Raw genomic sequence first — 14,591 nt, forward strand, 5'->3', positions numbered from 1 at the left:
TTTGATTTGTGAAATTATAAGAATGAATAAATAATAAAATAAAAAGATCGAAGTTCATCGCTTCGATCTTTTTTTATGTGCATCCGCTTCGATGATCGCCGAAATCAAAAAATCGTACATCAAAAAATTCCTAAATTTTTTCAGACCACATCAATCCGCCGGGAAGTCCGCTGTTGCAGAATTCCATATGTACCACCCTGCGGCTGGCGCCACTGGTACTGCGTGACGACGCATGCATCAGCAAGGGCCGCATAATCATAATACCACCGCTTTTTACATTGCAGCTTACTTCAGGAGCGGCTTGCAGGGAAATAGTGTCCGGCCTTACAATGCCCTGTAAATGTGTGCCGGGTATCACTTTTAGCGCCCCGTTCTGTGCGTCGGTATCATCGAGGTGCAGCCGGATGGTGTAAATATTTTCCAGCAGGGACAATGGCGGCTGCACAGCATACTGGTCCTGCTTTACCGTCCACGGGCCAAAACCTTCCACTGGCAGGCGCTCGCTGACGGAGATGGTCAGGTCCTGGTGCCATGCCACAAACCAGTTGGACTGCCCCGGCTTGTCGAAATAGATGGACTTTACCGGTACATAATCTTCTCCAAACAGTGTATGAATGATGTACTGTAATGCCGGCGTAAAAATAGCGTTCCGTACACCCGGCACTGATTGCAGGAACTGCCGGATGGCAAACAGATCGGCCGTCTTACGGAACACCGTCTGACTGGTGTCGGCAGCAGCTACCTGTTGCAGGACCGCCTGCACCTCTTCTCCCGAAAAGATATCTTCCAGTACAGTATAGCCTTCCGTGGCCAGTTGTTGCCGGTGTACTTCGATATTTGCTGTCATCTTCAAATGTAGGGGTTATTTGTTGAATGATTCTTCATTTACCCTGTGGCACGCACACGCACGGAGCCGGGCCTTTATCGGCTTTCCATCTCAGCATATGCGTTGCCGTAGCTATTTTAAAGGAGCGGCGTGTGGTGCTTTATATAGGATAACCAGGGCTTGCTGTGTCCACCTCCGGCATCTGTTTATAAGATGGTAGTTCGGGCAGAATATCTTATTTTTAAGCAGATAAAACGAGAGACCATGGCGCATTTGTTCACTCCCCTGCAGCTGAGGACCGTCACGCTGCGTAACCGTATCGCGGTATCACCCATGTGTGAGTATTCTTCTGAAGATGGTTTTGCCAACGACTGGCACCTGGTGCATTTGGGCAGCCGGGCGGTAGGCGGGGCCGGACTGGTGTTGACTGAAGCGGCGGCGGTGTCTCCGGAAGGCCGCATCTCCCCGCAGGACCTCGGCATCTGGAAAGATGAGCACATCCCGATGCTGCAACGTATTACGGCATTTATTGCCGCACAGGGAGCGGTGCCGGGCATCCAGCTGGCACATGCCGGCAGGAAATCCAGCACGCGAAGGCCATGGGAGGGAAGCGGCAAGGTAACGCCGGCAGATGGTGGTTGGGAAGACGTGTATGCGCCCAGCGCTATTCCGTTCAATGACGGCTATCCGATGCCGGTGGCCCTCACCCAGGAAGGCATCCTGGAAGTGCTGAACGATTTCCGGAAGGCCGCCGCCAGGGCCTTACAGGCCGGCTTTAAAGTAGTGGAGATACATGCGGCGCATGGTTACCTGTTGCACAGTTTCCTGTCGCCGCTGAGCAATCAGCGTACTGACGAATACGGCGGCAGCTTTGACAACAGGATACGTATGCTGTTACAGACAGTGGAATCCGTACGGGCAGTATGGCCAAAGGAACTGCCGCTGCTGGTTCGTATATCCGCTACCGATTGGGCGCCCGGCGGCTGGGACCTGGAGCAGTCCACGCAGTTGGCCGCCCTGTTGAAAGCAGAAGAGGTGGACCTGATCGATTGCTCGTCCGGCGGACTGGTGCCGCATCAGAAGATCAGCCTGGGACCGTTGTACCAGACGCCTTTTGCAGAAGAAATCAAGAAGAAAGCGAAGATAGCCACCGGCGCGGTAGGACTTATCACTACCGCTCAAGAGGCAGAGTCGATCATAGAACAGGGAAGGGCAGACATCGTGCTGCTGGCGCGCGAGCTGTTGCGCGATCCTTATTTCCCGTTACGGGCGGCCCATCTGTTGGGCGATACCGGCGTTAAATGGCCGGTGCAATACGAAAGAGCGAAGCCCCGTTGATAAAGGCCTGCGGCCCGGGGCGTTAGCCCCGGCCGTGCAGGATATTTTCTATTTTTTCCAGTTCTGCTGAAGTAAAAGACACGTTCTTCAGTGTATCCAGGTTGTTGTCCAGCTGCGCTACGGAGCTGGCGCCTATCAGTACCGTGGTGATACGTTTGTCTTTCAGTATCCATGCCAGCGCCATCTGGGCGAGGGACTGGCCGCGCTCCTGCGCCAGGCTGTTGAGCTGCCGGATCTTCGCTATTTTCTCTCCTGATACTTCATTCTCCTGGAGGAATCCGCTGGGTTTGCTGGCGCGTGAACCTGCGGGAATACCGTTCAGGTAACGGTCTGTAAGCAGGCCCTGTGCTAACGGGGAAAACGGAATACAGCCGATACCGTTAGTCTCGAGCACATCAAGCAGACCGTTTTCCACCCACCTTTCAAACATGCTGTATTTAGGCTGATGGATCAGGCAGGTGGTCCCGAGTGATTTCAGTACGGCGACAGCCTCTTTGGTTTGTTCCGCGGTATAGTTGGAAAGGCCCACATATAGCGCTTTTCCCTGTTGCACGATGCTATGCAGGGCGCCCATCGTTTCTGCTATCGGTGTTTCAGGATCAGGGCGGTGGGAGTAGAATATGTCCACATATTCCAGTCCCATGCGGCGCAGGCTTTGGTCGAGGCTGGAGATAAGGTATTTACGGGAGCCTTTATCACCATAAGGGCCGGGCCACATCAGGTAACCGGCTTTGGTGGAGATCACCAGTTCATCACGCAGATGTCCGGTGAAATCCTGGCGGAGGATACGTCCGAAATTTTCTTCCGCACTGCCTGGCACCGGGCCATAGTTGTTGGCCAGGTCAAAGTGGGTAATACCTTTGTCGAAAGCGCGCCGGATAATACTACGGCCATTTTCATAGTTGTCAATAGAGCCGAAGTTGTGCCACAGGCCCAGTGAAATAGCCGGCAATTGCAGGCCGCTTTTACCACAACGGTTGTACATCATGGCATCATATCTGTCGGTAGCTGGTGTATATTGCATGTAAGGTGTTTTTTTCCGGCAAACAAGATAATAATCAATTACGAATTACGAATTACGAATTACGAATTACGAATTAATATGAGGAGATTACTATTTACCTAAAAAACGAAGACCTGAGCAGTAATCCGCTCAGGTCTTCGCTAAAAAAATTCGTAATTCGTAATTCGTAATTCGTAATTAATCCTGTAATTGTGCTTCGGGCACGGCTACACGTCCTGCCTGGATATCTTTCAGCTTGTTGCTGTTCTGTACTTTGGAAGGCACAGGACGGATATCCCATACAATGCCAAGCCAGCCCAGTGTTTTGATCACATAATAGCTGATGTCTATTTCCCACCAGTAGAAGCCCTGACGGGCAGCGCTCTGGTAGTAGTGGTGGTTGTTGTGCCATCCTTCGCCCAGGGTGATCAGTGCCAGCACAAGGCTGTTGCGGGACTGGTCGCCGGTATAATAGCGTTGGTTACCGATTTTATGCATCAGGGAGTTAATAGTAAAGGTACCGTGGTACAGAATAACGGTGCTGAGGAAGAAGCCTATCAACAAGGTAGACAATCCCGCTGTCCAGTCGAACCATCCGGTGCCGTTTACTTTATTGCCCACAAAATATACGGCGATAGCCAGTATCACAGCCGGCACCATGTGCCATTTGTTGAGCCAGAACAGTTCTTTCGCTTTGTGGTCCTTGATCAGGTCAAAACGGGTAGGTTTATATTCAGGGCCCATGATCCAGCCGATATGGGCGTACCAGATACCATAGATATTGGCAGAGTGTGGATCTTCCGGCGTGTCACTGTGTTTATGGTGAATACGGTGATTGGCAGACCACCAGAGCGCACCTTTCTGTAAGCTGCTTTGTGCGCCGCCTGCAAGGATAAATTGAAAGAACCGCGACGTTTTAAATGCGCGATGCGAAAAATACCGGTGATAACCGGCGGTTACAAAAAACATGCGCACTACGTACAATACGCCGCACAGTATCCAGTCAAATGCAGTGGTGCCGGTAAAAAATGCCAGCAGGGGAACTGCATGAATTCCCAGAAAGTCCACTTGATGCCACCAGTTAGGTGATTTTCTGTCTTGCTTGATCGCCTTATTCATTCTGCAAATATAGTTTCCGTGGTCTATTAAATTTATGATTTAAATCATTTTGACAAAGTTAGGGCATTTCACCGGCCAAACCGAGGGTCTTCGTCCCGAACTTTTTAAGGGTACAGGTGTTAGGAAGATATAGATTGTCATTATTTTATAACAATAAAATAAAATTCATATATGTCACAGGTCCTGTCAGCTATCCGCAACAATGTAAAGTATTGGTGGCTTTATCTGCTCAATGGCATCATCTTCATTATTGCGGGCTTCATTGTTTTCAGTAATCCATTCAGCAGTTATGTGCTGCTCAGCATCTTTTTCAGTGTAACCTTATTCGTGACCGGCATTTTTGAAATCATATTCGCTACCGGCAACCGGCGCTCCATGCATGGCTGGGGATGGTCGCTGGCATCGGGCATTATAGACCTGGTGGTGGGTTTCATCCTGATGTTGTATCCGGCTATCAGCATGGCGGTCATCCCCATTTTCCTGGGGTTCTGGTTCATGTTCAAAGGCATCAGCCTGATTGTGTTCGCTATAGCGCTCAGTACAGACAAAATTCCCAACTGGGGCTGGGTACTGGTGGGCGGCATCCTGCTGATCATGATCGCCATCGTGATACTGGACAACCCTGCCCTGGGAGTGGCCACTATCCTGGGCGTGATGGCGGCGGCCTTCTGGGTGACCGGTGTATTGAGCATCATTTTCGCCTTCCGGCTAAAGCATATGAAGAGATTATTTCAGTAACTATATGTTGATATAAGACAAAAGGAGCAGGTATCACTTTGATCTTGCTCCTTTTATCTTATATTATTTTATTGTTTGATGAAATACTTATCGTCCCAGTTCTTTCCTCAGAAATTTTAGCGCCCTGTTCATCTGTGTTTCTATAGTACCGGTAGTGATATTGAGCCGGGTAGAAATCTGTTTGTAGCTATAGGCATGCTCTTTATGCAATCTGAAAATCTGCTGCTGTTGTGCCGGCAAACGGTTGATAGTGGTTTGCAGCCTGCGTTGCAGCTCCTGTTCCATTAATTTCTCTTCCGGGGAAGGGGCCGTGGTTTCCGGCGTGTATTGGGATAGCGCCTCTTCCTGTCGCGCTTTTTTGCGCAGTTCGTCCAGGAACAGGTTTCTGCCATAGACTTTTAATAAAGCGATTATTTTTTCATCGTCCCGGATACTGTCAAGGTTCTCCCATACCCTGATATAAGCCTGTTGCACCAGATCGGCGCAGAGGTCATGGTCTTTACAAAGTGCGAACAGTACCCCAAAAAGTTTGTCATAGGTCTGGTCTATTATCCGCTGCAGCCTTTCTTCCTGTTGATGTGCCAATGACATGTTGATTTTTGTACGCCGCAAAATTACGGTGGTGTTAACTGCCCGTAGATTAACAAATTGTTAAGCCCGCTTTTTTTGTACAGGCATTTTTCATTGTGTACGTGTATTATTCAAACACGGCTTCCGGAGAGGGACTGACAGGCTACCGGGAAGCACTAAACGAAAAATGGACCAGGAACGCATCATAAAATATTTTCAGGGACACTGTCCGGCAGAAGAAGCCAGACAGGTGCAACAGTGGCTGGACCAGCAGGGCGCTGAATGGATAGATCAATTCATGGAGCAGCACTGGGACGCCGTCGCGCAAACTTCCACCGGAGAGGAACGCCGCCATCTCGCTTCGCAGGTGATTGCCATGGCGCCGGCGACTAAAGGAAAATGGCGCCGGCTCACCACAGCCGCCGCTGCTGCATGCGTGGCCGCCGTTGCAGGCGCCGCCTGGTGGGCATTCTCTTTGTCTGCGCCGCAACAGCTGGCCTGGACGGAAATACGTAACGACAGCAATATCGTTCGTATCATCCAGCTGCCGGACGCATCTACCGTTACACTCAACAAACATGCGGTAGTCCGTTATTCATCTGCCTATAATAAAAAAGACAGACAGGTGGAACTGGCAGGGGAGGCTTTCTTTGAAATCCATCCTGATGCCAACAGGCCATTTGTGCTACAAGCCGGCAGCACCACCGCCCGCGTATATGGCACTGCCTTTAACGTTAACGCACTGCCGGGCGCGGGAGAAACACGCATCGCCCTGCAAAGCGGCAAAATCGGCGTTACCTGCGACAGCCTCTCCGGCGAAAAAATCCTGTCCCCCGGGCAATTGCTCATCTTCGATAAACATACACATCATACAACTGTTACACAGCTTCCGCCTGCACACGCCGACAGTTGGCGTAAAGGGCAGCTGAATTTTGTCAATACACCATTTAAGGAAGTATTGCTTCAACTGGAAAATACATATGGACTGCATTTTATTTATGCCGGCAAACCACAACAACAAACAGTAACCGCCGTGTTCCCGGCCAATGATCTGCCGAAAGTGTTACAGCACCTGGCTTTCATCTGGGAGCTTGATTTTCAGCAGCGGAACGACAGCATCATTATTCAATAAACATATTCACCTGCATTGGTCTGTAAGGCATCGCCCAAAGCGGTGCAGGGGTACTATTTATTCCTGTAAAGCAAACAAAACTTCAAAACAACAGTATGAAAAAGAATCTGCAACGGTGGCTCCAACCTGTTTCCGGATGGCAATACCGCGCAAAGATTGGTTGCTGGTCATTAGCACTGGTAGCTGTAATGAGTGCCCAGGTACAGGCCCAGGCCATCCAGGTGGACCTGCACGGTTCCAACCTGGCAATGGTAGTGGCCAGCCTGCAAAAACAGGCGCCCGGTTACCATTTCTCCTATCAGCAACAGGCACTGGAAAAAGTAAAGGTGGCGCACATCACCTTTCATCAGTCCAGCGTTAAAGCGGCCCTGGAATACCTGCAAAAAAATTACGGCCTGCAGTTCCTCCTGGAAGGCAACCAGGTATCTGTAAAGTACAATCCTGCTCCAACCGGCGCTACTACGGATATCCAGGTGGTACAGGGCAAGGTGACTGATGATGCCAACACCCCGCTGCCGGGCGTAAGCATCATAGACCAGCACGGCAAAATGCTGGGCACCACAGACGTTTCCGGTGTATTCTCCGTGAAAACCGCTACCGGCAACACCCTCATCTTTTCATATATGGGCTTTACCCCGGAAAAATATACGGTGACAGGCAAGGAAGATATTGTTAAAATATCCCTGAAACCCAACAGCCGCGAACTGAACAGCGTTGTAGTCACTGCGTTGGGTATTTCCCGTGAGCAGAAAAGCCTCGGCTTCGCTACACAGAAATTGGACGGTAGCGCCGTCAGCGCCGCGCCTACCAATGGTTTTGTCAATGCTCTCAGCGGTAAAGTGGCAGGCCTCAACCTCACCAAAGCCGGCGGACCTATGGGCAGCAGCCGCGTCGTGCTCCGCGGGGAAAGCATCCTCGACGGACAAGGCGGTGAAGCGATCCTCGTGGTAGACGGCGTAATCGTGAATAAATCCTTCAACGGCACCGGCCACCAGGGATATCTCGGCAACGACAGCCCCATCGACTTCGGTTCTGCGCTCACAGACCTCAACCCGGACGACATCGAGTCTATCAACGTACTGAAAGGCCCCAGTGCTGCGGCATTGTACGGTGCTCGTGGTGCCGGCGGCGCCATCATCGTGACCACCAAAAACGGCAGCCGCAATACAAAAGGTATGGGCGTGACCGTTAGCAGCAACCTCGCTTTCGACCAGATCAACAACTGGCCCGATTACCAATATGAATACGGTCAGGGTACCAACAACGCTAAATATTACTCCTACGGCAAAACAGCCGACGGCTCCAATACTTCCTCCACCAGCTCCTCATGGGGCCCTAAGTTCGACGGACAGTCGTACTTCCAGTTCAACTCACCCATGGACGCCAACGGCGTAAGAACAGAACGCACGCCCTGGGTGCCCTACAAAAACAATCGCAAGGATTTCTTCCGTACCGGTCTTACCAATACCAACACCGTTTCCGTGGCAGGCAGCAATGATAAAGGCGACATGCGCCTCAGCTTCACGCACATGAAGAACGAATGGATCATGCCTAACACCGGCTACAAACGTTACTCCATCTCGTTCTCCGGTAATACACAGGTAAGCAAAAAAATCTCCCTGTCTACCAGGATCGACTATACGAACAAAATCGCTGACAACCTGCCCAACTCCGGCTATAATAACCAGTCTATCGCTTATTTTATCAATTTCCAGAACCCCAACGTGGACCTGAACTGGTATAAGCCTTACTGGAAGCCAGGCAGGGAAGGCATTGAACAGAACCATCCTTTCAGTTCATTGATTGACAACCCGTACCTGATCGTAAATGAAATGATCAACGCCTCCAACCGGCACAACGTTACCGGTAACGTGATGGCGAAGTACAAAATTCTTGACAACCTGGAGCTGATGCTGCGCAGCGGCCTCGATATGGGCTATGAATTCCGTAACCAGCGCCGTCCCAAAAACACCCAGAAGTTCCAGGATGGTATGTACCGTCAGCAGACCGTAATGAACTACGAAAACAATAACGACTTCCTGTTGCGCTACAATAAAAATATCGGCGCCGATTTCAATATCATCGCCAGCCTGGGTGGCAACGTACGCAACCAGCGCCGCTATTACACGAATCAACGCGCTGATAAACTGGCTGCCGTAGGCGTATACAACCTCGCCAACAGTAAAGACCCGGTGCTTTCCAGCTCTTCCCGCCCTGTGGCGCAGGTAAACAGCCTGTACGCCTTTGTGAACACTTCCTGGAAAAATAAACTGTTCCTCGATCTGACGCTTCGCAGAGACCAGTCCAGCACCCTGCCGCTGCAGAACAACGTGTTCTATTATCCTTCCATCGCTGCCAGCGCCGTGCTGAGCGAAATGGTACACCTGCCGTCTTTCGTATCTTATGCCAAACTGCGTACCTCTTATGCCAGCGTTGGATTTGATGCGCCTTTCGGCACCTACTCCCTGGAGAAAGACTATGAGTCCGGCTCTATCACCGGCAGCATGAGCAATCCCACCACCATCCCTAATCCGAACCTGCAACCGCAGCGTAACAACGCGCTGGAAATAGGTACAGAGTGGAAATTGTTCAGCAACCGTGTAGGCTTCGACGTTACCTGGTACCGTCAGCGCGCTATCAACCAGATCTCTGCTATCCCGATCGATCGTTCCACTGGTTATGAATACCAGCTGGCCAACGTAGGCATCGTGGAGAACAGGGGCGTAGAGGTAATGCTGAACGTAACACCGGTGAAACTGAAAAACTTCCAGTGGAAGTCTACCATTAACTGGTCACGCAACCGTAATGAGGTGATCAGGCTGAACCCGGAAGTAGGTACTTCCCTGATCATTGCCGAAGGCCCGAGAGGCACTCTCGAAGCAAGAGAAGGCCATCCGCTCGGAGAGCTGTATGGTATCGGCTTCCAGCGCAGCCCTGATGGACAGATCGTATATAAGAACGGTCTTGCGCAGCTGTCTTCCGAAGCTACCTTCCGCGGTAATGCCAATCCGGACTGGAGAGGCGGCCTGAACAACCAGTTCACCTATAAAAACCTGTCCCTCTCCGTACTGTTCGATATGCGTCAGGGCGGTAAGATCTACTCCCTCACACACGCTATCCTGGCTGAACAGGGCAAGATCAAATCCACCCTGCCGGGCCGTGATAATGGCCTGATCGGTGACGGTGTGATGCTGGACGCTAACGGTAAATATGTGCCTAATAATGTGCTGGTCACCAATATGGACCAATATTACAATGCCATCTATGACCGAAACAACGTAGAGTCCAACACATTCGACGCTTCCTATATCAAACTGCGTGAAGTGGTGCTGAGCTATAACGTTCCTGCCAGTGTTTTTGGCCGTTCTTTCATCAGAGGTGCCGCGGTGAGCCTTTATGGCCGCGACCTCTTTGTATGGTCCAACTTCCCGGCCTTTGATCCGGAAACCGCCACACTGAACAGCTCTTCCATCGTACCGGGTTTTGAAACAGGTCAATTCCCTTCTACCCGTACCATGGGCGTTAACATAAAACTCAACTTCTAATACAACATACAGGCATATATGAAAAAGTATTTTATTTATATGGGTGTCGCGATAGGACTGTGTACAAGCGTAGCCTGTACCAAGGACTTCGGGGACATGCAGCATAACCCGGAAACACTGAAAGTGGTGCCGGCAGGCAACTTCCTCAATGCCATCCTGTACGATGGCATGAATACCGGCCTGAGAGAATCCCATCGTATCAACAATGAACTGATGCAGGTGACCGTGACCGAAATTTCCACGACTGACCTGCACCGGTACATCATCAAAAACACAGAGTCAGACTATCCCTGGGAAAACTACTATCTCACGCTGAACAACGTGAAAGATATGCGTGCCTCCGCCAAACTGGCCGGGGAAGTCAACAGCGAAGCGGTGGCGCTGACGCTGTGGGCCTGGCTTTTCCAGAACCTGACCGATATCTATGGAGACATCCCTTACCAGGATGCCCTGCGCGGATATCCCGATAACCAGCTGCAAAACAGGTTTGACCCGCAACAGGATATCTACCGCGACCTGATCGCCAAGCTGGACACGGCCAACCGCCTGTTTGTGACCAGCAAAGGCATAGAGCAGGGGGATGACCTGTTGTTCAACAGTGTGGCCGTTCCCGCTAACATCATCAAATGGAAAAAGCTGTGCAACTCCCTCCGCCTGCGTTTGCTGATGCGTATCGCGCACAAATCGCCCGACGCCCGCCAGGAGCTGGCCAATATGCTGAATGCGCCTGACAAGTACCCTGTCATGCTTAACAATGACGAGTCGGCCGTCTTGAAGTACACCAATATCAAACCTTTCCAGAACCCGTTCTTCAGCTATCGTGATTATGATTTCAACGGCGACCGGGCGCTGTCCGCTTTCTTCGTGAACAAGCTGACTTCCTGGAACGACCCGCGGTTGCCGCTATGGGGCAAAAAAGCCAGCGATGGCGTATACAGAGGCATCCCCAGCGGATATAAACCGGAGCAGTTTGATGATATTTCCGGTATCAATGCCTCCACGCTCAACACAGACCTGAAAAAATCCAACCTCATCGGCACTATCATGACTTATGCGGAAGTGGAGTTCATCCGGGCGGAAGCCTTTATGCGCGGTTATGCTACCGGTAACGCACAAACGGCATACGAAAACGGTGTGAAGGCGTCCGTTACCTACTGGGGCGCACAGGTGCCTGCCGATTTCCTGGCACGTCCGGGTATCGCGTTCAATAATACCCCTGAGCAGGTGCTTACCCAGAAATATTTTGCCTTGTTCTTTAACGATATGCAGCAGTGGTTTGAATACCGCCGTACCGGTTTCCCGGTGCTGCCGCGCGGAGAAGGGATTGTAGCCGGTGTGGGCATGCCTGCCCGTATGAAATTCCCGATCATCGTACAGACCATCAACGCAGCCAACTACCAGAACGTAGTGCAGGCCATGGGTGGAGATGATATTGCTACCAGAGTATGGTGGCAGAAATAACGATCGAATTGAGCAGTTTATAATTAGATTATTTAGAGGCGAAGACCTGAGCGGATATAACCCGCCCAGGTCTTCGCTTTTTCAATAACCCAATAAGCCAATTATTAATTAATTAAATGATACTGGTCAAAATCCGTAAAGGTCAAAGTCGACAAATCGCAGTATATTTAGACACCACAAAATCTAACTTATCGCTAACGAGATGACACTACGCAAGATTTATTCTCTGGCCTCCCTGTTGCTGTGTGGAATGGCACAGCCTTGTCTGGCACAGAATACGCCGGTTTCCCGGTATGACCATCATGAGGCATTTTCCCCTTTGTTTTATCCGTCTAACGGAAATGAATACAGGAGCGCGGGAGGACAGCCCGGGCCTAAATACTGGCAAAATGCCGCCGACTATAAGATAACCGTCGCCCTGGATACCCTGCAACACCGCATATCCGGCAGCGTATTGATCACTTATAAAAACAACAGCCCAGACCATCTGCCTTTCCTGTGGCTGCAGATGGACCAGAACGTGTACCGCGAGGATTCCCGCGGCACCGCCACGGTAGCGGCCACTGGCGACCGGTTTGCCAACCGTACCTTTACCAAAGGGTTTGAACTGAAGTCGGTAGATGTGGTGAGCAATGGCAAAAGCAGCGCTGCCAAATACCTGGTAGACGATACAAGAATGCAGGTACGGCTCTCAGACGCCCTGAAGCCGGGAGGCAACCTGCAATTGAAAATAGATTATAGCTATACCATACCGGAATATGGTACTGACCGTACCGGCCGCCTAAACACCCGTCACGGATGGATATACGAAATTGCCCAGTGGTACCCCCGCATGGCCGTGTACGACGATGTGCTGGGCTGGAACAATATTCCTTACCTGGGAGCATCTGAGTTTTACCTGGAGTACGGCAACTTCGATTATACTATTACCGCCCCGGCCAACATGGTGGTGGTAGGCTCCGGCGCGCTCGTCAATGAGGCACAGGTACTGAACAGCACGGAAGCGGCCCGCATTGCCAAAGCGCGCAACAGCGACGCTACCGTGATGATCCGCGATACCACCGAATTTCATAATGCTGCCGTAAAAGGTAACCGTACCTGGCATTTCGTCTGTAAAGAATCCCGCGATGTGGCATGGGCCGCTTCCGGCGCTTTCATATGGGATGCTGCCCGTATGAACCTGCCTGGTGGCAAAACAGCGCTGGCACAGTCGGTATATCCGGCCGAATCAGCTGCCCCCAATGCCTGGCGCCGTTCTACGGAGTTTGTAAAAGGCTGTATTGAACATTACTCCAGCCAATGGTATCCCTATACCTATCCTGTGGCGACGAACGTGGCCGGGATAGTAGGCGGGATGGAATACCCCGGCATCGTGTTCTGCTCTGCCAAGTCCACCAAAGGCGGCCTGTGGGGCGTTACCAGCCATGAGTTCGGCCATAACTGGTTCCCGATGATCGTCGGTTCCAATGAACGTAAATATGCCTGGATGGATGAAGGCTTCAATACTTTCATCAATGGTATCGCGGCGGCGTCCTTTAACAAGGGAGAATTCAACACGGAACAGTCCGGCCAGCGCGCGGCGGCTTCCATGTTCGGCTCCAATGCGGAAGCCATCATGAACACGCCCGATGTGATCGGTCTCCGCTACAACGGCGTGGCAGCCTATTTTAAACCTGCCATGGGCCTGAAACTGCTGCGTGACCAGATCCTGGGACATGAAAGATTTGACTATGCCTTCCGGGAATACATCAAACGATGGGCATTTAAACACCCAACACCGTGGGACTTCTTCCGTTCTATAGAGAATGCCGCAGGCGAAGACCTGGCGTGGTTCTGGCGGGGCTGGTTCTTCAATATCTGGAAACTGGACCAGGCGGTGAAGAGCGTAACCTACGTTGGCAGCGACCCGGCCAAAGGCGCTATCATTACCCTGCAAAACCTGGAACAGCTGCCTATGCCGGTAGTGATGACTGTCCGCACGGAGAGCGGCCGCGTTGATACCGTGCGCCTGCCGGTGGAAATCTGGCAGCGTGGCGCTACCTGGGCTTATCATCATCCGTCCAAAGAAAAACTCGTCAGCGTTATCATTGACCCGAAGGGCGATATGCCGGATATTAACCCGTCCAACAACAGCTGGAAAGCCGAAACCGGAAAACCGGTACCGGCGGGAACTACCGCGGCTACGGTGCTGAAAGGCTATGTCAACGCTATCGGCGGCAGCGAAAAACTGAAAGGCGTGAAAGATCTTTCCATAGAAGCACAGGGAGAAACACAAGGCACGGAAGTGGAATTGAAATCACTGTACAAGGTGCCCGGCAAAATCTGGCAGGCGGTCACTATTCCGGCTATCAACGGTGTGGCGTATAAAGTGGCTGTCAATGGAGACTCTGCGAGAATGTGGCAGATGGGCCGTGAAATACCGCTGGGGCCTTCCGAAAAAATAATGCTGAAAGAAAAAAACCAGCTGTTCCCCGAACTTTCCTGGCTGGAAACACCGGATAACGTGAAAGTGGAACTGGCGCCTCAAACAGAAACGGTCAATGATGAAGACGTATATGTACTGACCATCGCCACCGCCAACGGCAGCCTGCAAAAGAACTATTACAGCGCCAAAACAGGCCTGAAAGTACGCACCCTGCTGCTCAGCGGACAGGAAGGCTCACCGGCCAGCAATGCCGTAACAGACTACCTGGAATACCGCAATGTAAACGGCGTACAGATACCTTCCCGGTTCCGCACCACCGCCGGCGGTTTTGATACCAATGTAAAAGTCGTGAAGGCGGCCATCAACAGTAATCTCAGCGACGACGTATTTACTAAGTAAACGTTCGTTAACAAAACATATCCGGTAACAGACAA

The 14,591-nt window shown here is 51.4% G+C and carries 10 protein-coding genes; 6 read left to right on the forward strand and 4 right to left on the reverse strand.

Annotated features, from left to right (window positions below; all coding sequences use genetic code 11):
* Positions 1-130: 130 nt before the first annotated feature.
* Positions 131-847, reverse strand: a complete 717-nt coding sequence (locus HGH92_RS29845) for a phytanoyl-CoA dioxygenase family protein (protein ID WP_168874514.1) — start codon at positions 845-847, stop codon at positions 131-133.
* A gap of 243 nt (positions 848-1,090) precedes the next feature.
* On the opposite strand from HGH92_RS29845, the gene HGH92_RS29850 reads away from it, so the two are divergent.
* Positions 1,091-2,164 carry an NADH:flavin oxidoreductase/NADH oxidase gene (locus HGH92_RS29850; protein ID WP_168874515.1) on the forward strand — a complete coding sequence of 358 codons (1,074 nt, stop codon included), beginning with the start codon at positions 1,091-1,093 and terminating at the stop codon, positions 2,162-2,164.
* 22 nt (positions 2,165-2,186) lie between these two features.
* Here the strand turns inward: HGH92_RS29850 and mgrA are convergent, their stop codons facing one another.
* A complete protein-coding gene (gene mgrA, locus HGH92_RS29855; RefSeq protein WP_168874516.1) occupies positions 2,187-3,188 on the reverse strand; it encodes an L-glyceraldehyde 3-phosphate reductase in 1,002 nt (333 codons plus the stop codon).
* 177 nt (positions 3,189-3,365) lie between these two features.
* Positions 3,366-4,286, reverse strand: a complete 921-nt coding sequence (locus HGH92_RS29860) for an acyl-CoA desaturase (protein ID WP_168874517.1) — start codon at positions 4,284-4,286, stop codon at positions 3,366-3,368.
* A 171-nt stretch (positions 4,287-4,457) separates the two neighbouring features.
* Here HGH92_RS29860 and HGH92_RS29865 point away from each other — a divergent pair, with 171 nt between their 5' ends.
* Positions 4,458-5,024: an HdeD family acid-resistance protein gene (locus HGH92_RS29865; protein WP_168874518.1), complete on the forward strand. Its 567-nt coding sequence runs from the start codon at positions 4,458-4,460 to the stop codon at positions 5,022-5,024.
* A gap of 87 nt (positions 5,025-5,111) precedes the next feature.
* Here the strand turns inward: HGH92_RS29865 and HGH92_RS29870 are convergent, their stop codons facing one another.
* On the reverse strand, positions 5,112-5,615 hold the full coding sequence (locus tag HGH92_RS29870) for an RNA polymerase sigma factor (RefSeq protein ID WP_168874519.1): 504 nt from the start codon (positions 5,613-5,615) through the stop codon (positions 5,112-5,114).
* A 166-nt stretch (positions 5,616-5,781) separates the two neighbouring features.
* Between HGH92_RS29870 and HGH92_RS29875 the strand changes: the two genes are divergently transcribed.
* The 4 genes from HGH92_RS29875 (at position 5,782) to HGH92_RS29890 (ending at position 14,556) form a co-directional block, all read left to right on the forward strand.
* Complete coding sequence (locus HGH92_RS29875; RefSeq protein ID WP_168874520.1) at positions 5,782-6,726, forward strand: FecR family protein; 945 nt, start codon at positions 5,782-5,784, stop codon at positions 6,724-6,726.
* Between the two features lie 95 nt (positions 6,727-6,821).
* Positions 6,822-10,271, forward strand: a complete 3,450-nt coding sequence (locus tag HGH92_RS29880) for a SusC/RagA family TonB-linked outer membrane protein (RefSeq protein WP_168874521.1) — start codon at positions 6,822-6,824, stop codon at positions 10,269-10,271.
* Between the two features lie 18 nt (positions 10,272-10,289).
* Complete coding sequence (locus HGH92_RS29885) at positions 10,290-11,732, forward strand: SusD/RagB family nutrient-binding outer membrane lipoprotein (RefSeq protein WP_168874522.1); 1,443 nt, start codon at positions 10,290-10,292, stop codon at positions 11,730-11,732.
* 202 nt (positions 11,733-11,934) lie between these two features.
* A complete protein-coding gene (locus tag HGH92_RS29890) occupies positions 11,935-14,556 on the forward strand; it encodes a M1 family metallopeptidase (protein ID WP_168874523.1) in 2,622 nt (873 codons plus the stop codon).
* Positions 14,557-14,591 lie beyond the last annotated feature (35 nt).

It is taken from the genome of Chitinophaga varians (genome assembly GCF_012641275.1).
Lineage (GTDB): Bacteria > Bacteroidota > Bacteroidia > Chitinophagales > Chitinophagaceae > Chitinophaga > Chitinophaga varians_A.